The organism is Rhizobium sp. LjRoot254 (genome assembly GCF_964254105.1).
GTDB lineage: Bacteria > Pseudomonadota > Alphaproteobacteria > Rhizobiales > Rhizobiaceae > Rhizobium_E.
The window spans coordinates 4,763,657-4,781,957 of sequence record NZ_CAXUSM020000001.1 but is presented as its reverse complement, the minus strand read 5'-3'; the positions used below and the strand labels follow the sequence as shown (position 1 = coordinate 4,781,957).

The 18,301-nt window shown below is 58.4% G+C and carries 16 protein-coding genes and 1 pseudogene; 6 read left to right on the top strand and 11 right to left on the bottom strand.

What is annotated here, in order from left to right; all coding sequences use genetic code 11:
• The 7 genes and pseudogenes from ACSQ26_RS23665 to ACSQ26_RS23635 all read right to left on the bottom strand — a co-directional run bounded on the left by ACSQ26_RS23665 (position 1) and on the right by ACSQ26_RS23635 (position 6,688).
• Positions 1 to 1,377 carry an FAD-binding oxidoreductase gene (locus tag ACSQ26_RS23665; RefSeq protein WP_436013254.1) on the bottom strand — a complete coding sequence of 459 codons (1,377 nt, stop codon included), beginning with the start codon at positions 1,375 to 1,377 and terminating at the stop codon, positions 1 to 3.
• The gene (sseA, locus tag ACSQ26_RS23660) at positions 1,374 to 2,240 is read right to left on the bottom strand and encodes a 3-mercaptopyruvate sulfurtransferase (RefSeq protein ID WP_436013252.1); all 867 of its coding nucleotides are present in this window, start codon (positions 2,238 to 2,240) and stop codon (positions 1,374 to 1,376) included. Before sseA ends, ACSQ26_RS23665 begins: the two co-directional genes overlap by 4 nt.
• Before the next feature lie 81 nt (positions 2,241 to 2,321).
• Positions 2,322 to 2,873, bottom strand: a complete 552-nt coding sequence (locus ACSQ26_RS23655) for a 2-hydroxychromene-2-carboxylate isomerase (RefSeq protein ID WP_436015441.1) — start codon at positions 2,871 to 2,873, stop codon at positions 2,322 to 2,324.
• Between the two features lie 47 nt (positions 2,874 to 2,920).
• The gene (locus tag ACSQ26_RS23650; protein ID WP_436013250.1) at positions 2,921 to 3,505 is read right to left on the bottom strand and encodes a TetR/AcrR family transcriptional regulator; all 585 of its coding nucleotides are present in this window, start codon (positions 3,503 to 3,505) and stop codon (positions 2,921 to 2,923) included.
• A 477-nt stretch (positions 3,506 to 3,982) separates the two neighbouring features.
• Positions 3,983 to 4,255, bottom strand: a pseudogene (locus ACSQ26_RS23645) (ATP-binding protein); the annotation flags it as partial.
• 493 nt (positions 4,256 to 4,748) lie between these two features.
• Positions 4,749 to 5,540: a hypothetical protein gene (locus tag ACSQ26_RS23640; protein ID WP_436013248.1), complete on the bottom strand. Its 792-nt coding sequence runs from the start codon at positions 5,538 to 5,540 to the stop codon at positions 4,749 to 4,751.
• Between the two features lie 203 nt (positions 5,541 to 5,743).
• Complete coding sequence (locus tag ACSQ26_RS23635; protein WP_436013246.1) at positions 5,744 to 6,688, bottom strand: LysR family transcriptional regulator; 945 nt, start codon at positions 6,686 to 6,688, stop codon at positions 5,744 to 5,746.
• A 127-nt stretch (positions 6,689 to 6,815) separates the two neighbouring features.
• On the opposite strand from ACSQ26_RS23635, the gene ACSQ26_RS23630 reads away from it, so the two are divergent.
• Genes ACSQ26_RS23630 through speB form a run of 5 tightly spaced genes read left to right on the top strand, consistent with a single transcriptional unit; the run spans position 6,816 to position 10,758 of the window.
• Positions 6,816 to 7,661: a transporter substrate-binding domain-containing protein gene (locus tag ACSQ26_RS23630; protein ID WP_436013244.1), complete on the top strand. Its 846-nt coding sequence runs from the start codon at positions 6,816 to 6,818 to the stop codon at positions 7,659 to 7,661.
• Positions 7,662 to 7,682: 21 nt separating this feature from the next.
• The gene (locus ACSQ26_RS23625) at positions 7,683 to 8,333 is read left to right on the top strand and encodes an amino acid ABC transporter permease (RefSeq protein WP_436013242.1); all 651 of its coding nucleotides are present in this window, start codon (positions 7,683 to 7,685) and stop codon (positions 8,331 to 8,333) included.
• The gene (locus ACSQ26_RS23620) at positions 8,333 to 8,980 is read left to right on the top strand and encodes an amino acid ABC transporter permease (protein ID WP_436013240.1); all 648 of its coding nucleotides are present in this window, start codon (positions 8,333 to 8,335) and stop codon (positions 8,978 to 8,980) included. The genes ACSQ26_RS23625 and ACSQ26_RS23620 overlap by 1 nt, the downstream gene beginning before the upstream one ends.
• 1 nt (position 8,981) lies before the next feature.
• The gene (locus ACSQ26_RS23615; protein ID WP_436013238.1) at positions 8,982 to 9,764 is read left to right on the top strand and encodes an amino acid ABC transporter ATP-binding protein; all 783 of its coding nucleotides are present in this window, start codon (positions 8,982 to 8,984) and stop codon (positions 9,762 to 9,764) included.
• A 19-nt stretch (positions 9,765 to 9,783) separates the two neighbouring features.
• Positions 9,784 to 10,758 (top strand): agmatinase, encoded by a 975-nt coding sequence (gene speB / locus ACSQ26_RS23610; RefSeq protein ID WP_436013236.1) that lies wholly within the window; start codon positions 9,784 to 9,786, stop codon positions 10,756 to 10,758.
• Between the two features lie 415 nt (positions 10,759 to 11,173).
• Here the strand turns inward: speB and ACSQ26_RS23605 are convergent, their stop codons facing one another.
• Positions 11,174 to 11,599, bottom strand: coding sequence for a RidA family protein (locus ACSQ26_RS23605; protein WP_436013234.1), 426 nt, complete (start codon positions 11,597 to 11,599; stop codon positions 11,174 to 11,176).
• Between the two features lie 123 nt (positions 11,600 to 11,722).
• Here ACSQ26_RS23605 and ACSQ26_RS23600 point away from each other — a divergent pair, with 123 nt between their 5' ends.
• Complete coding sequence (locus ACSQ26_RS23600) at positions 11,723 to 12,643, top strand: LysR family transcriptional regulator (protein WP_436013232.1); 921 nt, start codon at positions 11,723 to 11,725, stop codon at positions 12,641 to 12,643.
• A gap of 403 nt (positions 12,644 to 13,046) precedes the next feature.
• Here the strand turns inward: ACSQ26_RS23600 and ACSQ26_RS23595 are convergent, their stop codons facing one another.
• The 3 genes from ACSQ26_RS23595 to ACSQ26_RS23585 all read right to left on the bottom strand — a co-directional run bounded on the left by ACSQ26_RS23595 (position 13,047) and on the right by ACSQ26_RS23585 (position 18,169).
• A complete protein-coding gene (locus ACSQ26_RS23595) occupies positions 13,047 to 14,846 on the bottom strand; it encodes a methyl-accepting chemotaxis protein (protein ID WP_436013230.1) in 1,800 nt (599 codons plus the stop codon).
• A complete protein-coding gene (locus ACSQ26_RS23590; protein WP_436013228.1) occupies positions 14,821 to 15,045 on the bottom strand; it encodes a hypothetical protein in 225 nt (74 codons plus the stop codon). Before ACSQ26_RS23590 ends, ACSQ26_RS23595 begins: the two co-directional genes overlap by 26 nt.
• Before the next feature lie 418 nt (positions 15,046 to 15,463).
• Complete coding sequence (locus ACSQ26_RS23585; protein WP_436013226.1) at positions 15,464 to 18,169, bottom strand: EAL domain-containing protein; 2,706 nt, start codon at positions 18,167 to 18,169, stop codon at positions 15,464 to 15,466.
• Positions 18,170 to 18,301 lie beyond the last annotated feature (132 nt).

Here is an 18,301-nt window from a genome sequence, read left to right as displayed (position 1 = left end):
CTAACCGGGCAAGATCTTGCCTGGATTCATGATCCCCTTGGGATCGATGGCATGCTTGATGACGGCCATGAGGTCGACGGCATCGCCGTGTTCATGGCGGAGATAGGCAATCTTGCCGGTGCCCACGCCGTGTTCACCCGTCGAGGTGCCGCCGACGGAGATCGCGTACTCAACCATCTTTTTGTTGATGGCTGCGACTTCCTCGATTTCCCGAGGGTTCGTTGGATCGACAGCGAAGACGACATGATAGTTGCCGTCGCCGACATGGCCCAGGATCGCGGCCGGGACTGTGCAGCCTTGCAGGAGCTCGCGCGTCTTGACGATGCAGCCGCTCAGCTGGGAGACCGGCACGCAGACATCGGAGGACCAGCCCTTGGCGTTCGGCCGCTGCGAGACGACAGCGTAGAATGCGTTATGACGCGCCTTCCACAGCCGGTTGCGCTCTTCCGGTGCATTGGCCCACTCGAAATCCTTGCCGCCATGGTCCTCGACGATCGCCGCCACCATTTCGACCTGCTCCTGCACGCCGGCGGGCGAGCCGTGGAATTCGAAGGCAAGCGTGTCCTCGATCTTCAATGCGAGATTGGAATAGGCATTGACGGCCTTGATCAGACCGCGATCCATCAACTCCATGCGGGCAACCGGAATTCCGAGCTGCACGACCGCAATCGCGGCATTAACCGCCTGTTCGACGCTTTCGAACGAGCAGAGTGCCGCGGAGATCGTGTCGGGGATGCCGTAGAGCCGGACCGTCACTTCGGTGATGATGCCGAGTGTGCCCTCGGAACCGACGAACAGCCGGGTGAGGTCGTACCCGGCCGATGACTTCCGCGCCCGGCCGCCGGTGCGGATGACCTGGCCGGTTGGAAGCACAACAGCCAACGACAGGACGTTCTCGCGCATGGTGCCGTAGCGCACTGCATTGGTGCCGGAGGCGCGCGTCGAAGCCATGCCACCGAGCGAGGCGTTGGCCCCGGGATCGATGGGAAAGAACAGCCCTTGGTCGCGGAGATGCGCATTGAGCTGTTCGCGGGTCGCGCCGGCCTGGACTGTGCAATCAAGATCCTCGGCGCTGACGCGGAGGATTTCGGACATGCGAGAGAGATCGATCGAGATGCCACCGCGCACTGCTGTTAGATGACCTTCAAGTGATGTGCCGGCACCATAGGCGATAACAGGTACGTTCTCCGCCGCGCAGAGCCGAACGAGGTCCGCCACCTCTTCGGTGGTCTCCGCGAATACGACCGCGTCCGGGATCTCAGGCGTGTGGTGCGATTCACCGCGGCCATGCTGTTCGCGCAAGGCCTGTGCAATGGAGAAACGATCTTCGAAACGGCTGCGAAGCGTCTCGGTGAGAGCGGGAGGCAGCGCGCTCATCGGCCGCCCGGACCAGTGTCGACAGGCGTATCGCCCGGCTGGCCCCACTCGGCCCAGGCGCCATCATAGATCGCGACATCGACCTTACCGGCCAGATGCAGCCCGAAGGCAAGCGCTGCCGCGGTGACGCCCGAGCCGCAACTCGTGATGACGGGCTTGGTGAAATCGAGGCCCGCCATCTCGAACGCCTTGCGGATGTCCGCGACCTTGAGGAGTTCGCCGGTCTCCGGGTTGGTCAGAGCGTTGAAGGGAAGATTGAGGCTGCCGGGGATATGGCCCGAGCGCAGGCCTGGTCGCGCTTCCTTTTCCTCCGCCGTGAACCGGCCGGCCGAGCGCGCATCGATGACTTGCTCCGCCCGACTTTCCAGATTTGCGAGAACATAGGCCTTCGATCGTACGGCGGCCGGGTCGAACGTGGCGCGGAAACGTCCACTGGCGGGTGTTGCGGTTTCGGCAGTCACCGGACGTCCTTCGGCCAACCATTTCCTGAGCCCACCATCGAGGATCGCGATCTTGTCATGGCCGAAGGTGCGCAGGGTCCACCAGACGCGTCCAGCCGACATCAGGCCGGGCGTGTCGTAGACGATGACGATGCTGTCGTTGGAAATGCCGAGTTCCGTGGCATGGCGCTCGAAGGCCGCCGCCGAGGGCAGCATATGCGGCAGCGTCGTCTCGTGATCGGCAATCGCATCAATGTCGAAGAAGCGCGCACCGGGGATGTGCCGCGCAGCAAAGTCCTCGGCCGCGACGGGCGTCACGCCAGGCAGCTTGAAGGACCCATCGAGAATGACGAGATCCGGATCATCGAGATGGGCCGCCAGCCATTCGGTGGAGACGAGCGAGCCCGGCAGGGAAACAGACATGTGAAACTCCGGAATGTGGTCTCAAGAAGCGCAACGCGCGGCCGGCGCAGCTTGCTGACCAAGCCGCGCCACACGATGACTTCAAGCGACGAGCTTTTCGCCTTTGAGATGGCGTTCGAGGAAGGGCAGGCTGTCCTGCCCCCAATAGAGCTCATCCTCGAAGCGGAAGGTCGGAAGGCCGAAGACACCCGAGGCCTTGGCAGCCTCGATGTTCGACTTCCAGATAGAGAGTGCGGTGCTGGCATGGGCAAGCGCTTCGAGCGCTGCACCGTCGAAGCCGGCTGCTTCAGCGGTAGCCTGGCGGATCTCGGTCTTGCCTATGTCCTCGCCGCGCGTCCAGAAAGCCTCTTGGAGCGCGCCCGTCAGTTTCAGCCAATCCGCGCCACTTTCGATTGCGGCGATGACCATGAGACCGGCAGGCGTCGGATCGGAGAGGGCGGCGCGATTTTCGAAGCTCAGAGTCTTACCACGCATTGCCGCCCAGCGCTTCAGGTCCTTGGTCCAATAGGCACGCCGCGCCTCCGGCCTGTTGCGCGAATAGATCGCCCCATTATCTTCGATCAACGGGATGACATAGGGGCGAATGGACGCTCCGTGCTGCGCAGCAAGCGCGACGAACGGCTCAAGGCCAATGAAGGACTAGGGCGAACCTATTCCGAAGAAATAATCGATGGTCTTTGTCATGTTGCAGCATTCTCAAAAGATTTGGTTGAATGGATTGCCGTGTCGAACACGGACAGTGCGCAGTCCCGCGCGACGAGCACGGCCTGTGGGTCGCGTCCCACAGCCACCGTTGCCAGCGCTCCTTCATAGAGGAGGGCGAGGTGGGCCGCAGGCTTGTCGGGCTCAACATCGACCTTCGACATGATATCGCGGAAAATATTCCCGACCATCTTCTTGTGCAGTCGCGCGACGGACACGACACGCTCGGAATCGCCGTGCTCGGCAACAGCGAGTGCAAATGCGCAGCCCCTGAATTCCGGGCTGTCGGCCTTGTCGTACAAGCGCTCGAAAATCAGCTTGAGCTGGTTTCTCGGTTCCTCTTCCCTCTCCAGGGCGTCGCGGAGCGAGCTAATGACCCGGTCGTGACGATCCTGAAGATAGGCCGCAACAAGATGGTCCTTGGAGGGAAAGTGGCGATAGAGCGTCGCCTTGGCGACCTTCGCCACGTCGATGATGCGATCTATGCCGACGGCGCGGATGCCTTCGCTATAGAAAAGCGCGCCGGCGGCTGTAAGAATTTGCTCTGATATGGGCTCTTTCATTGGACTGCTTCGGGTTGGGAATTTCTCATCAAGGGACCGCACGCCACATTATCCGGCTGTTGCCCACATGGTGGGTTCCTGGCGGGGTGAATCGCTCCGCGATCGGTGGGCGTTGGGCAAGACGAGAAATCGAGAAACTGGCTTGGGCGAGACAGCCAGAAGCGCGTTGCCTCCAGCAAATTCCGGGTTTTGCTAACGAGCCATCTTGATTTCTGCTCCTTCTCAAGTCGCAATAGTTTATTCCCCTGTTGCCCGCTGATCCATTCAGTCGACGAGGCATCAAATCTATAGGATTAGGCGATTAATAGAAAGACAGGTCGTTCCTTTTCCACTATGTTATTAGAAATGTTTTGCTTACGATTCATTTGGAACGCTCAGTTTTTCCGCGGTCCGGCCCGACCATGCCTTCTTAAGCACACGGGTGTTGATTTCCGCGAAGAACTGACCCGGGATTTCCACTGAGAAGTGACCCGCCTATTAGATATTTTCCGGGTCGATGGTCGTGGTCAAGGTCTTGGTCTTCTCCTTTGCTTTTTTGGGTTCCTGGGCAGAGCTGTTTTTGAATCGGAAGCTGTCGTTGCCGGATTCAAGGATGTGGCAATGATGGGTCAGGCGATCGAGCAGCGCCGTCGTCATCTTGGCATCGCCGTAGACGCTGGCCCATTCGCTGAAGCTGAGATTGGTGGTTATGATGACGCTCGTGTGCTCATAGAGCTTGCTCAGCAGATGGAAGAGCAGCGCGGCGCCTGAAACGCGGCGGCATGGTTGTGGCCTTGTGAAGGCGCCGAGCCCTGTCCACCGCCGTGCTGGCAATAATTAAAGGACTACTGGTAGCGAAGAAGCAGGCTATGCCTTTTTGCTGGGTCACGTCGAGGGCGGGCGTTTTCGCTTGCTTGGCAGATACTGAACGTCCTGACGACTCCCCAAACTGAGTATCCGGGAGCGCAGATTAGAAGATCGGTGTCTCGCTGCTCGGTCGACAAAGGAGATACCGGCCCGCCGAGCCGCTATCTGGAAAAGGCAATTCAGCGGCCAAGTGTCTAGCCAGGATGGAGCGAGTGCCCGGAGACATCAGGAAACTCGAGAAAGCTGAGCCTTCATTGACTATTCGCAAGGCGCCCGGCGGAGATCTTGGTCGCAGCCACGATGTGTGCTATGGGCCAAAGGCGGAAGTCGGGTCGGCTTTGCGCCCCCATTTTCGCGTTCCACTCCAGCCGGCGCCTCCCTGGAACCTGCCGTTCGTTCAGCCTGTCCGCTGCACGATCGCAGCGGCCGAATTGGAACCTTTCCGAAGCATCCGCCAAGTCGTCAGTGATCCTTGTCGGCCTTCTTGGCTGCGTCCTCGCGCTGCTTGAGCTGCTGATTCCGGACCTGACCCGCTTCGTCGAAGAACTCGAAAGGCAGTGCGTCGAAGACGTCCCCCGAGATTCGAAGGATCGGCCCGCGACCAGAGAAAGAAGGGATCGACCAGCTCGATGATCGCCAGGAGTCTGGCCCATTGGAGGGGCTTCGGCGACGTCATCAGCAGGGCCCGACGCTCCATTGCCGACGCTTCCAGCGCACGCCGCCGGACGGCGTCGCGAGCGGCCTCCTGAACGCCGGGCGAAGCATCCCCGGCGAGCGTGTCGAGCCATGCGAGCGAGATATAGGGAGGTATCACCGCGGCCAGCCGGGCGGCCATGGTCCGATCCTTGGCGCGCGAGGCCGTAGCGAGTGGGGAGGCCAAGGTCGCTAGTTCCTCGCCGCCAAGGTGGATGCGCAGCCGCCGCTCAAGCCCCAGGCGAAGCGACGGCTTGGCGGTGCGATTTCGCTCGATCGGTTCCGGGCCGGCGCACTCAGGATCGACCTCGAGCATGAGGTCGGCCGCCACTGCGAGATCGTGGCGAACCGGGAGGCGACGGGCAGCGAAATATGCCTGTTCGGGATCCTCCTCGCGCAGATACTCATACGTCGCAATAATCGGTCGCTTAATTCTAACTAAAATCGGGAATTTGCAGCGAATAGGATAGGAAAACAGAATGCTTGCACGGGGCATTATACGGCTTGCCGCCCGTTAGACTCTGATGACGGGGGCCGCCGGCCGTCTGATGGCATTCCTGCGGTTAAATTCTTCAACTATCTGCGCAACGAGATTGGAATGCTGTCCCGGGATCTTCGATCCCTTTCAACGCGAAAACAACGTCTGCGATCTGACGAAAAACCGATCGACAATCTTCAACCCGCGTGATTGGGCAAGTCTTATGGACGTGCCACGTTCCCTGCAGCGAGAAAATCATCCTTATGCAAGGATTCCGAGGCAATACCTGCCAGTTCGCGGATGAAGAAGTCGAGGACGGTCGAGGGCTTTTCTGCGGAACGCGTAGCGATGACGAATGTGGAGTGAATTCGAGTTTCGTCCGGAATAAGTGACCGGAAACAACCTTTCTGAACCCAGTCGCGTGCATAATGGTCCGGCAAGTAACCGACATAGTGTCCGGACATCACGAACATCGCCTGTGCCTCCATATTGGAGGCGATAGCGCGAACTCGTGCCTGCGGAAAGAATTGCAATTCACGCATGTTGGCGTATGGCCGTACAACGAAATCGAAGGCCTCGATGCGTTCTATCGTCAATTCGGCTTCCGCTTGCTTAAAGAGCGGGTGCCCCTGGGCGCAGTAGAGCGAATGGATTTCCTCCCGAAGTCGGGAGAGCTTCAGACCCTGATAGGGTTGCGTTTCCGGTAGAAGCGCGATGTCGAGTCCGCCATTGGCGATTTCGGAAAGCAGTGCATCCGGAGAGTCGATTGCCAGTTCAATTCGCGCTTCAGGTGCCTTCTCGCTGATACGAGCGATAACTCGATGGATCGGCAGATCGGTGTCAGTAATGGTGTTGTCGATCAGGCCGAGCCTCAGTGTGCCGGTAATCCGGTTCTTGAGCGCACCAATGTCGCTCTCGAAGGCATTGAGCGCCAGAAAGAGTCCTTTCGATCGTTCAAGCACGATAGCGCCACGATCCGTCAGCTCGAAACCCGAGCGGCCGCGCCGGCACAGCTTGAAGCCCAAACGATCTTCCAGAGCCTTGATGTGAAAGCTGACGGCGGATTGGCTAAGGCCGAGCGCGATCTGTGCGCCGAGAAAGCTCTTATGCTCGGCGACTGCCCGAAACGCCGTCAAGGAGCGAAGGTCGGATTGAGCCAGCAGCATCCGTCTTTCCTTACATTAATAATTCTGATGTAGACTTTATATCTTTCCTATTTTTCTGCGCTATTGTCCATGCTTTTCTCTTCTGCGGAGATCACTAAGCGATCCGAAAAAACAGGGGAACAAAACTATGAAAGCCATTCGGAATTCGAAGATCCTTGTGGTGGGCGCGGTGTTTGCTGTTGCCCTTGCTGGGCCTGCCGCGCGCTCCGCCGATCTGCTGGAAAAGATCAAGGCTGCAAAGGTTTTCACCGTTGCCACCGAGGCACGCTTTGCGCCGTTCGAATTTGTCGAGGACGGGAAGATCGTTGGCTATTCCGCCGACATCATGGAAGAAGTCATGAAGGCGATGCCCGGCGTCCAACTGAAGCGGCTCGATCTGCCTTGGCAAGGTATCCTGCCGGGTCTTGCGGCTAGCCGCTTCGATTATGTCGTCACTTCGGTCACGGTTACGCCGGAGCGTATGAAGGCCTACCATCTATCCGCACCGATCGCAGATGCCACGATGGCTATCCTGAAGCGTAAGGGTGATGCCGAGATTACCAAGCCAGAAGACATTGCCGGCAAGGCAGTCGGCTCGCAGGCAGGCTCGGCCCAGCTCGCAGCGCTTGAAAAATTCGCCGGCGAACTGAAAGCGGGCGGTAAGGGTGAGATAGCGGTTTCGACATACACCGACTTCTCAGAAGCCTATGCAGACCTCGGAGCCGGTCGTATCAGCGCCGTCGTCAACTCGTTGCCTAACCTCCTCGAAGCGGCGCGTCAGCGCCCGGACGTCTTCGAAGTCGTGCTGCCAACTTTCGGTCAAAAGACCTATTTCTCCTGGGCTGGCCGCAACGATGCCGACAGCGCCTCGCTCAACGCCCTGATCGATGCGGAGCTCGTCAAGCTCAACAAATCCGGCAAGCTTGTCGAACTTCAGAAGAAGTGGTTTGGCGCTCCAATGGAACTGCCGGAATCCCTTCCCGCCGCCGAGTAAGCCGGACGAAGAGAACCGGTAATGAATAGGGCACTTGCAGACGTTTGGCCACCGCTTCTGGACGGCCTTGTCACCACGGTCACGGTCAGTTTTTCGGCACTTCTTCTCGGTGCGCCATTGGCCATTCTCCTTGCCGCGGCTTCCCGGGGCGGCAAGGTCGTGAGCCGCGCGGCAGGGCTTTATCTCTCCTTCTGGCGAGGTACCCCCATCCTCGTGCAACTATTGATCGTCTTCTATTTTTTGCCCTTTCTCGGACTGGCGTTGGAACCCGCCGTCGCGGCAACACTAGCACTGGCATTGAACACCGCCGCCTTCCAGTCGGAAATCTACCGCGCCGGACTTCAAGCGATCCCGCAGGGTGAGATCGAGGCGGCTGAAATGCTTGGTCTGTCCGCCAGCCAGACGTTTTTCAGGATCGAAGCACCGCAGGCGGTGCGTCTGATGCTGCCGGCGCTGGTCGGGGAGATGCAGGCTCTCGTCAAGAACTCTTCGCTCGTCTCCGTGATCGCCGTTACCGACATTGCCCGCCGGGCGCAGCAAGTGGCCGCGTCTACGTTCCGTCCGCTGGAAGCCTATGCCTCGGCGCTGTTGTTTTACGTGACGATCGGAGCGGTGCTGGCATATATCGGTCTTTTGCTCGAACGCCACTTGGCGCGGAGGGCAAAACGATAATGCCCGGTTTCGTCAACGATATTCCACTCTATGCCGCCGGCCTCGCCACGACGGTTGCGGTTTCCCTGCTCGGCATTGGCATTTCCATTCTCGTCGGTATCGTTCTGGCACTGGCGCTCCGTAGCCGCTTCCAGTTCATCGCGCTGCCGATTCGATTCTACGTCGAATTTGCCCGCGGCGCACCGCTAGCGCTCGTGCTTTTCCTTTTCTATTATGGCGGTCCGCAATTTGGTTTGTTGCTCAGCCCCTTTGTCGCTGGCGTCGTCGGTCTCGGTCTTTATGGCGCGGCCCCTTTTGCGGAAATCTTTCGTGCCGGCTTCAACGCCATCCCGAAGGGTGAGCGTGAGGCCGCCGAAATGCTCGGCCTCACGCCGGGCCAAACCTTTCTCAACATCGAACTACCCCAGGCACTGCGCCTCACACTTCCTGCCTCCGTGGGGCAGACGATCAATCTGGTGAAAGAGTCGGCGGTCCTATCAGTCATCACGCTTGGCGAACTGACGAAGGTTGCTGCCACGATCAGTTCCATCACCTTTGCCGTCGTCACGCCCTATCTTACCATCGCCCTCCTTTACTGGGCGCTCGTCGAAATTATTTCGCGGTTCGGCTTTTATGCGGAGCGGCACTTTGCGGTGAAAGGCTCCTGATATGACGGCAAGAACAGCTGCGATCTCGGTGCGCGGACTTCAGAAGCGGTTCGGTGCGAAGACGGTGCTGTCCGGCATCGACCTCGACATTCATGCCGGCGACGTCACCTGCATCATCGGCCCCTCCGGTTCGGGCAAGAGCACGCTGTTGCGTTCGATCGCGTTTCTCGACCCTTACGACGGCGGCGAGGTGCAAGTTTTTGGAAAAATAATCGGCTGGCGGGAGACGCCACTCGGGCGCGAACGGGCCGGTGCGAAAGAACTGGCGGAAACACGCCGACCGCTCGGCATGGTGTTCCAGCATTTCCACCTCTGGCCGCATATGAGCGTACTCGACAATGTCACATTAGCGCTTCGGCTGGCGCATGGCGCTGCTCGAAAGCAAGCGGAGGAAACCGGGCGTGCAATGCTGGAAAAGGTAGGGCTTGCCGCCTTCGCGGACCGCCGTCCCGACAGTCTGTCCGGGGGGCAGAAGCAACGCGTGGCGATTGCCCGGGCGCTTGCCAGCACGCCAAAGGCAATGCTGTTCGACGAACCGACGTCCGCGCTCGATCCCGAACTGGTAGGCGAGGTGCTTTCGGTCATGAAGACGCTCGCGGCGGAGGGCATGACCATGGTCATCGTCACGCACGAGATGGGTTTCGCTGCCCATGCGGCCAACCGCGTCGTCTTCATGGATGGCGGTCGCATTGTCGAGGAAGGCTCGCCGCGAGCGCTATTCGCCGAGCCGAAGAGCATGCGTCTTGCGCAATTTCTACAAACCTGGCGCGAACGCGCACTTTGATACCTTGAAAGGAACGATCATGGCTGCTCACGGTTACGACAATGGCCGGCTCAACCTGCCCTTCGTCGGCATTTCTACCTTTGCCAAGAGCCCTTATGTCGAGAACTGGGACCAGATCTCAGCGGATGTCGCTGTCCTCGGCGCGCCCTTCGACTTCGGCACGCAGTGGCGTTCCGGCGCGCGCTTCGGACCAAGAGGCATCCGCGAGGCGTCCACGCTGTTTGCGTTCGGCCACGCGGGAGCTTACGATCATGAAGACGACGTGACCTATCTCGAAGGCGTCAGGATCGTCGATATCGGCGATGCCGATATCATTCACACCGACACGATTTCGAGCCACGCCAATATCGAAATCGGCGTCCGCAAGATTCTTGCGGCGCGCGCGCTGCCGGTTGTGCTTGGCGGCGATCATTCCGTCAACATACCCTGCATCAATGCCTTCAGTGATCAGCCGCCGATTCATCTCGTGCAGTTCGACGCGCATCTCGATTTCGTCGACGAGCGTCACGGCGTGCGCTACGGCCACGGCAGTCCAATGCGCCGCGCGTCGGAAAAGCCTTGGGTCACCGGCATGACGCAGCTCGGCATCCGCAATGTGTCATCCACCGCCAAGGAAGGTTACGACCATGCCCGCGCTCAAGGATCGGACATTCTATCGGTGCGTCAGATCCGGAATCTCGGCGTCGAAGGTGTTCTGAACCGAATTCCTGCAGGTGAACGCTATTACCTTTCCATCGACATCGACGGTTTCGATCCATCGATCGCGCCAGGCACAGGCACTCCAAGTCATGGAGGCTTCATATACTATGAGGTGTTGGAACTTATTGCCGGTCTTGCGAAGCGTGGCACCATCGTTGGCGTTGATCTGGTCGAAGTCGCGCCCGACTACGACCATACCGGCACAACCGCTATTCTCGCCGCACAACTTCTGCTTAACGCCATCGGCCGCATCTTTGCGGTTAGCGGCAGAGCGGTAGGCAAGATCTCGCGGTGATTAGTGCTTCCGCGAAAATCCTGATTTTTCTAGGCCCCGGGGCAAAGTCAGCCGCTGTAGCGGGGTCGTTCGGGCGTTCTCGCAGATAGTCGAACGCTCGCTCGATCAGTGCGCCCAAGCTCGGGACCTGTCGGGAAATCCCTGATCCTACCCACAGCGCGAACGCGCCGTTCTCGGCGGCTTGGTAGGCGCGGCGCCGCGATCGGGCTAGCGGGCGAATCCCGAACCAACTGTTTCAGAAGCAATCAAGCCATCCTATTATGCTTCTTGGGGAATTCGATGCCACGACCTCTGGGTTAAGTATATGTTTTAAGACCAGATTGCGCGCCCATTTCAGCCGTCGCATGGCTCGTTCAGGTCCTCCTGAAAGCAGCCATGGCTGGGCCCCGACCTCCGAGGCTCTAACCTGTCTTCGTCATGGGACGCGGACAACCATTTCCACCTCGAGCTGCAATATCGGGGTAAAGAGGGACTGTACTCCCAGCACGGTGAGACTGGGCATTGCGCCGGCAAGCATCGCTTGGATAGGTGCGTAAGCCTCGAGAAAGCGCTCCGTTGTGCCATCGACAACATAGATGCGGAGCATAACGATGTCGGCGGTCGAAGCGCCTAGCTCCCGAAGGGCAGCCTTCAAGCTATCGGCAATGAGCTCCGCTTGGCCTCCTACGGTCTCTGGCACTGCCGAGCCGTCGAGCGGGGAAGCAATCTGCCCCGACAGGTAGGCCAGTTGCCTTGCCTGGGCGACGCTGATTTGTGAGTGACCGTTCGTGGTCGAGTCCCACATCGTTGGAGGGTTGTGACGAACCACGGGGGCGGTATCGAGAGGGGACATGGCGGACATGACTATTCTCCATCGTGTTTGCTTCGCGCGCGAGTGGGAACGGAAGGTGCCCTCGCGCTACAATTCGCGATATAAGCGATATATTGGGGAATGTGTGTCCCCACACTGTGGACGAGGTGCCTGTTGCGAGACGAACTCGACATCGGAGCCATCCGGGCGTTTGTCGCGGTTGTGGACGCCGGCGATTTCACGACGGCTGGGCGGGCGCTGCGGATAACGCGATCGGCTGTGGGGAAGGCCGTTATCAGGCTGGAGGAGCGTCTCGGCGCAAGGTTGCTTAACCGAAGTACGCGCCGGGTTTCGCCCACTTCGGACGGCCTGCTTTTCTACGAACGCTGCGTTTCGCTGCTGGCAGATATGGAGGAGGCAGAGGCGGCAGTCCGGCACCGTGTGCAAAAGCCCCGTGGCACGATAAAACTGTCCATTCCTGATGCCTATGGCCGGCTACGCATCCTGCCGGTTCTGCAGGAATACCTCCTCCAATGGCCAGAGATCAGGGCGGAGGTAACATTTTCCGATCGCATCAGTGACCTCGTTGGCGGCGGCTATGATCTCGCGGTTCGCATAGGGGGACTTGAATTCAGCGCCGGCCTTGTGAGCCGCGTCATTGATCGGATCGATGGAGTCCTGTGCGCCGCGCCGTCCTACCTCTCCGGACGCGGCAAGCCAGACGCCCCCGAAATGCTCCAGGATCATGATCATCTGGCATTTGGCCGCGATGGGCAATTAATGGCCTGGTCGCTTCAGACTGGAAATGAACCGGTCAAAGTCGGGCACGCGCAGGCGAGAATGGTCATGGACAGCGCCGATGGCTTGCGCGCCGCTGCGATTGCAGGCCTCGGCATCGCCAATCTGCCCAGCGCAATTGTAGCGGCCGATCTCGAAGCGGGGAGATTGGTCCGTCTTCTGGAGGACCATCAAGGTGAACCGCTCCCGGTATATGCGCTCTATCCAGATCGTCGCCATATGCCCTCGAAGGTCCGAATGCTCATTGATCTGCTCGTTCAACGTCTGGCGCAACGCGGGAAAGGGACGGATTTGTGAGAGCCCTGCGCGCACCTACGCCTTCTCAACAGTGCCTGACCGCTTTTGGCCATTTTGCCGGGCTCGTTGAACGACCGCAATGGGGTCGAAAGCTGAAAGAGCTGACCTGCGGCGCAACGGCAGCTATCCTGCTTGCGGCGCCTAAAAGCTGCCAGACAGCTACCGGCCCCAATCCAGTCACTCATCTTGGTCGCGCCAATGACCACTTTGGGGCCGACAGCGGACTGACGGCTTTCATAAACCTGATCAGGCAAAGATGACATTCCGTCCTGCAAGAGGAGTTTGCAGATGCCAGGAAGCCTGACATTGCCGCGTTCCAAGCCTAATCATGCCTGGCGCACACAGGTTCCCTATCGTCTTGTAGATCAGGGCTCGCCGAGCGTCCGATATTGGCATAGCTGCATCAAAACTCTTTCCACTCGCTTGCTGCCACGGCCCCATTGCCGCTGAATGCCTTGGTCAGCTTGGCGGTCATCTGGCGCGCCGGCGACGCCACCGGGTTGGAGTTCGGCCGAGCCGGAGCAGGAGCCGCAGAATGCGGCAGGTTTCGTGATGCTGGTACGGTTCCAATGTTGAACTGTCTCACCAGTTGGAACAGGCTGTCGGCCTCCCTGGCCAAGCTGTGTGCAGCGGCGGTCGCCTCCTCGACCATCGCCGCGTTCTGCTGCGTGCCTTGGTCCATGGAATTGACTGCAGTGTTGATTTCCTTGAGGCCTGTCGCCTGTTCTTTGGAGCTTTCGACGATAGCGCTGACATTCGAATTGACCAGTTGCACCTGACTGACAATCTCTTGCAGTGCCGTGCCCGTTTCACCAACCAGGCTCACGCCGCTCCTCACATGCTGGTTTGACGCGCTGATGAGTTCCTTGATTTCTTTCGCAGCTTTGGCGGACCTTTGGGCAAGTTCCCGAACTTCCTGAGCCACGACGGCAAAGCCCTTCCCGGCATCTCCCGCCCGGGCCGCTTCGACCCCAGCATTCAATGCGAGCAGGTTTGTCTGGAACGCAATCTCATCGATAACGCCAATAATGTTGCCGATCTCCGATGACGAGGACTCGATCTTGCCCATTGCATCCACGGCGTTGCGAACCACCGTTCCGGAGCGCTCGGCATTGTCACGAGTCTTCGCCACCAGCTGACCGGCCTCCTGGGCTCGATGGCTGGAATCTGCCACGGTCGTCGTAATTTCTTCGAGTGCTGCGGCTGTTTCCTCGACGGAGGCTGCCTGCTGCTCCGTCCGTTTCGACAGGTCGTCGGACGCCGTGCGTATCTGTTGAGCACCGGCCGCAATCGCGCTCGCGTTCTCCGCCACCGACTGCATGGCCCCACGGAGTTTGGCCGTCGCGCTGTTGAAGTCGATGCGAAGCTTTTCGAGCGTCGAAATGAAGGGGGTTCCGACGTCCTGGGTCAGGTCGCCATCCGAGAGTGCCTGCAAAGCGTCCGCCAGCCGATCCACATTCTCAACGCGGGCGGTAACGTCGGTGGCGAACTTGACCACCTTAAAAATTTTGCCGTTCATGTCGATAATCGGATTGTAGGAGGCTTGAATGTGGACCTTTTTGCCGCCCTTGCCGACCCGCAGGAATTCGTCAGCAACAAACTCACCGCCGGCGAGCCGCTGCCAGAAACGGCGATAGTCATCGGTGGACGTGTAGTCCTTCTCGCAGAACATCGCGTGATGCTTTCCCACGATTTCACTCAGCGAATAGCCGAGCGTGGTTAGAAAGTTCTCGTTGGCGGTGAGAATGTCGCCATTGGGGGTGAACTCGATCACCGCCTGGGCTCTCGATAGTGCGTCGAGTTTTCCGGCGTCTTCGGCGGCCTTCAGCTTCTGTGCAGTAATGTCTGTCGCGAACTTCACGACTTTAAAGGGTTTTCCGCCCCGGAACACCGGATTATAGGATGCTTCGATCCAGATTTCCCTCCCACCCTTGGCGATACGCTTATACTGGGCCCGGTCGAAATTGCCGGCTGCAAGATTGCGCCAGAATTCTGTATAGGCAGGACTGGAGGCTTCGGCCGGATCAACGAACATCCGATGATGTTGGCCAACAATCTCCCGGAGCTCATAGTTCAGCGCTCGGCAGAAGTTCTCATTCGCTTTGAGGATTTTACCGTCGAGGCTGAATTCGATAATGGCCTGCGACTTGTTCATCGCAGCCATTATCACGTCGTTGTCACGGCTCAAGAGCGCGAAGTTCATAATTGGTTTTCCTTTGGGCGATTGGTTGCGCGCTGACTTCCTCGGCAAGCGCTTGGACTTTCTGCTGATCGTCGAGCGTCATTCGTAGAGTTTCGACCGCAATCAGGTTCTCCTCGGGAATGACAAGAAAACCACGAGTAGGTTTCTCTGGATGGGGCTCCAAAAGCGCCCGGAAAAGCCTGGAACAGTCGGTCGACATTTTAGGTTTTCGATCAGGAGTGCGTCGGTGGAAGTCGCTAGAGATTAACTTTCTTTCGGATTTTCGAGCGGATTTCCGGCGGTTCTCCGAAATACAATCCGCATGGATAGTTACGAATTCACTAAAATGATGCCGTTCAGCTCAATTTGACGGTTCTTTGCCCAGCAGAGGTTGAGCACGGAAACTCAGAAAGTACCTCTGATGGAATTTTCTGATCTGGACAGTGTTGTGCAGCTGATAAATGCCATTCGAATCATTCCGAAGAAGCAGCACTTGCGCGTCTCCGCACTCTCAAGCGCGAATTTCCGAGGTCGCCTGACGCGACGGACATGAAACCGTGTTCGCTGGTGTGGCTCGTTTTGAAATATACGTGTACCGCAAGCGCATTCTTGGCTCGGCGCGTTCATCAGCGAACTGTTCAATTAGAATCCGCATCTGCCCCTTCGACGTCCCTCCGGGCAGGAAATTCCAATCTCCTGTGTGCCAACTTTTGGAACTCTGCCGCCGACACGGGCTTGCTGAACAGATATCCCTGCATTTCATCGCAGTTGTTGTCATGTAGGAACTGCATCTGCTCTTTGGTTTCGACGCCTTCGGCGATCACTCTCAGGTTGAGCTTTTGGCCGAGCAGAATGATCGCACTTGCAACCGTCCGGTCGCTCTCGTTCGAGGCAAGATCGTTGATAAACGATTTATCGATCTTAAGGCGGGTGACGGGGAAATTCTTCAGGGCACTCAGGCTGGAATACCCCGTGCCGAAGTCATCAATGGAAAGCTGCACGCCCAGTGACTGCAATTCGGACATCGTATTGATCGCCTGACCGATGTCCTGCATGATCAAGCTCTCGGTCAGCTCCAGTTCGAGAAAATTCGCCGCAAGCTTGCTGGTTTTCAATGCGTGCCGAACAAGCGCTACCAGGTTCTTATCCCAGAACTGACGCGCCGAGACGTTTACGCACACGCTTATTGGGCTGAGCCCTGCGTCTTGCCAAGCTTTGTTCTGTCGGCACGCTTCGGTGATCACCCAGTCGCCAATCGGAACAATGAGGCCGGTTTCTTCCGCCAATGGAATGAACTCCGCCGGCGATATCCGGCCCATCGCTGGATGATTCCAGCGAAGCAGGGCCTCTGCGGCGAAAATCTCGCCGGTTCGCAAATCTATTTGCGGTTGGTATTCCAGGATCAATTCCGAACGCGTCAATGCGTTGCGCAGTTGTTCGTGAAGCATCAGTTTTTGATGCGCCTTGGCGTTCAAATCAGATGAATAAAACTGGAAGTTGTCTCGGCCGATGGCCTTGGCTTGATACATCGCCGCGTCGGCGTTGGCGAGCAACGTTCGAGTATCGGTGCCATCCGCAGGGTAGTTGGCAATGCCGATGCTGCAGGTCACTCGCAACTCGTGCCCCCCGACATGGATTGGCGCGGAGATGGCGTCAATGATCCTTTGGCAGGTGGTGGCAATGGTATTTGTCTCCTTCGGCCGATCCGGCAGGAGGATGACGAACTCATCTCCACCGATCCTGACGACGCTGTCGGATGTCTGCACATGCTGTTGCATCCGTGCGGCGACAATTTGCAAGAGCTCGTCACCGGCTTCATGGCCGAGACTATCGTTAACGAGCTTAAATCGGTCCAAGTCGATGAACATTACAGACACACTCTCGTCGCGGCTCGCCGCGCGATCGAGCGCCTGGGAGACGCGGTCGCTCAGAACTGTGCGATTGGGAAGGTTCGTCAGGACGTCGTGAGTGGCTATATATTGGATGCGCTCCTCGGCGAGTTTCCTCTCGATCGCTATGCCTGCGATGCGCGTCGCGACTTCGACGAGGGCTCTCTCCGAATCGGTAGGCCGGCGTATGGTCTCCGAATACATCGCGAATGTACCGAGCACCGGGCCCGTATGCGAGATGATCGGTTCCGACCAGCAGGCGCGATAGCCGAAGGTTGACGCCAGGTCTCGATAATCGGCCCAGAGCGGGTCGGTCTGAGTGTCCGCGACGATGACAGATTCACGGCGATAAACGGCTGTGCCGCATGAGCCGACATTTGGCCCGACCCTAACGCCGTTGATCGCTTCAATATAGGCAGGATGGAGACTCGGTGCAGCGCCGTGCCGGAGATGCAGACCGTCGGCGTCGAGTAGCAACACGGATCCGATAATGCCCGTAAGCTGTCCCTCGACGAGATGAATGAGCTCGGTCAGAATATCCTGCAGCGGCGCCGCCGTTGCGATCATTTCGAGAACTTTTGCCTGGCCCTTGCTCAGCATTTCCGAACGCTTGCGTTCTGTTATGTCCCTGGCGATGCCGATTAGGCCGAAGACGACATTGTTTTCGTCGCGCAATGGCATCTTGGTCGATGCGAACCATTTACATGCGCCGGTTGTATCGAGAATGCTTTCTTCCCGATCGATCATCGGTATTTCGGTGGCCAGGATCGCCAGTTCACGCTCACGAAAAGACTTTGCCAAGTCGGGAGAATGGAAGTCTGCATCGGAAAGGCCGATCATTTCGGCCGGCGTCCTGCCGCAATCGGCCGCGAGCGCCTTGTTGGCCACGACAAAGCGGCATTCCAGATCCTTGACCCAAAGGTAATCCGGCACCGTGTCGATCAGATGCTGCAGCGACAAGCGCTCATTCGCAAGCGCCGCATTCGCGACCTTGTCGGTAATTTCCTCATGGGTGGCGACCCATCCACCGTCAGCCATGGGCTGATGACAAATGCGGATGATCCTGCCATCCCTGAGTTCGACGTTCCGGACATGGCTACGGTCGGCGACTTCGGGTGACGTACAGAAAACATGGTATTCCTCGGCGGTGTCCATCGGACACATGCCGCTTTGAAAGCGAAGATCGATAATCTCCCAAAGCGTCATTCCGGGTTGCAGCAATTCGGGGTCCAGACGGTAGAGTTCGGCATATCGATCATTACTGAGGACCAGTCGGTACTCACCGTCAAAAAAGCACACGCCTTGTGAAATATTATCAATCGCCGTCTGATAACGCAGCATCTGAGCCATCAGCGTGGGCAGTTCCGAAAGGGAATCCGTTTCGGTTCCGGAAGCGGGCGGGCCATCGGCCGTGTAACGCGGAGCTGATGTTTTCGACTTTCGTTCCAAAGACACCTCACACCTCCCTAAGGGCAATCCAACGGACTATTGCCGGTGGAGCATGAAGGAAATATTAACTCTTACTAAAGCAAGTGTCGGTTGAACACGACCCGCACATTCGTTGTGTCCCGGCCGCAGTTAATTGCC

Bases quoted from the DNA above. Each gene is read 5' to 3' on its own strand.
- speB (WP_436013236.1), top strand. From the start codon at position 9,784: ATGGCTGCTCACGGTTACGACAATGGCCGGCTCAACCTGCCCTTCGTC.
- ACSQ26_RS23615 (WP_436013238.1), top strand. From the start codon at position 8,982: ATGACGGCAAGAACAGCTGCGATCTCGGTGCGCGGACTTCAGAAGCGG.
- ACSQ26_RS23605 (WP_436013234.1), bottom strand. From the start codon at position 11,599: ATGTCCGCCATGTCCCCTCTCGATACCGCCCCCGTGGTTCGTCACAAC.
- ACSQ26_RS23635 (WP_436013246.1), bottom strand. From the start codon at position 6,688: ATGCTGCTGGCTCAATCCGACCTTCGCTCCTTGACGGCGTTTCGGGCA.
- ACSQ26_RS23620 (WP_436013240.1), top strand. From the start codon at position 8,333: ATGCCCGGTTTCGTCAACGATATTCCACTCTATGCCGCCGGCCTCGCC.
- ACSQ26_RS23590 (WP_436013228.1), bottom strand. From the start codon at position 15,045: ATGTCGACCGACTGTTCCAGGCTTTTCCGGGCGCTTTTGGAGCCCCAT.
- ACSQ26_RS23640 (WP_436013248.1), bottom strand. From the start codon at position 5,540: ATGCCCCGTGCAAGCATTCTGTTTTCCTATCCTATTCGCTGCAAATTC.
- sseA (WP_436013252.1), bottom strand. From the start codon at position 2,240: ATGTCTGTTTCCCTGCCGGGCTCGCTCGTCTCCACCGAATGGCTGGCG.
- ACSQ26_RS23630 (WP_436013244.1), top strand. From the start codon at position 6,816: ATGAAAGCCATTCGGAATTCGAAGATCCTTGTGGTGGGCGCGGTGTTT.
- ACSQ26_RS23665 (WP_436013254.1), bottom strand. From the start codon at position 1,377: ATGAGCGCGCTGCCTCCCGCTCTCACCGAGACGCTTCGCAGCCGTTTC.
- ACSQ26_RS23650 (WP_436013250.1), bottom strand. From the start codon at position 3,505: ATGAAAGAGCCCATATCAGAGCAAATTCTTACAGCCGCCGGCGCGCTT.
- ACSQ26_RS23625 (WP_436013242.1), top strand. From the start codon at position 7,683: ATGAATAGGGCACTTGCAGACGTTTGGCCACCGCTTCTGGACGGCCTT.
- ACSQ26_RS23595 (WP_436013230.1), bottom strand. From the start codon at position 14,846: ATGAACTTCGCGCTCTTGAGCCGTGACAACGACGTGATAATGGCTGCG.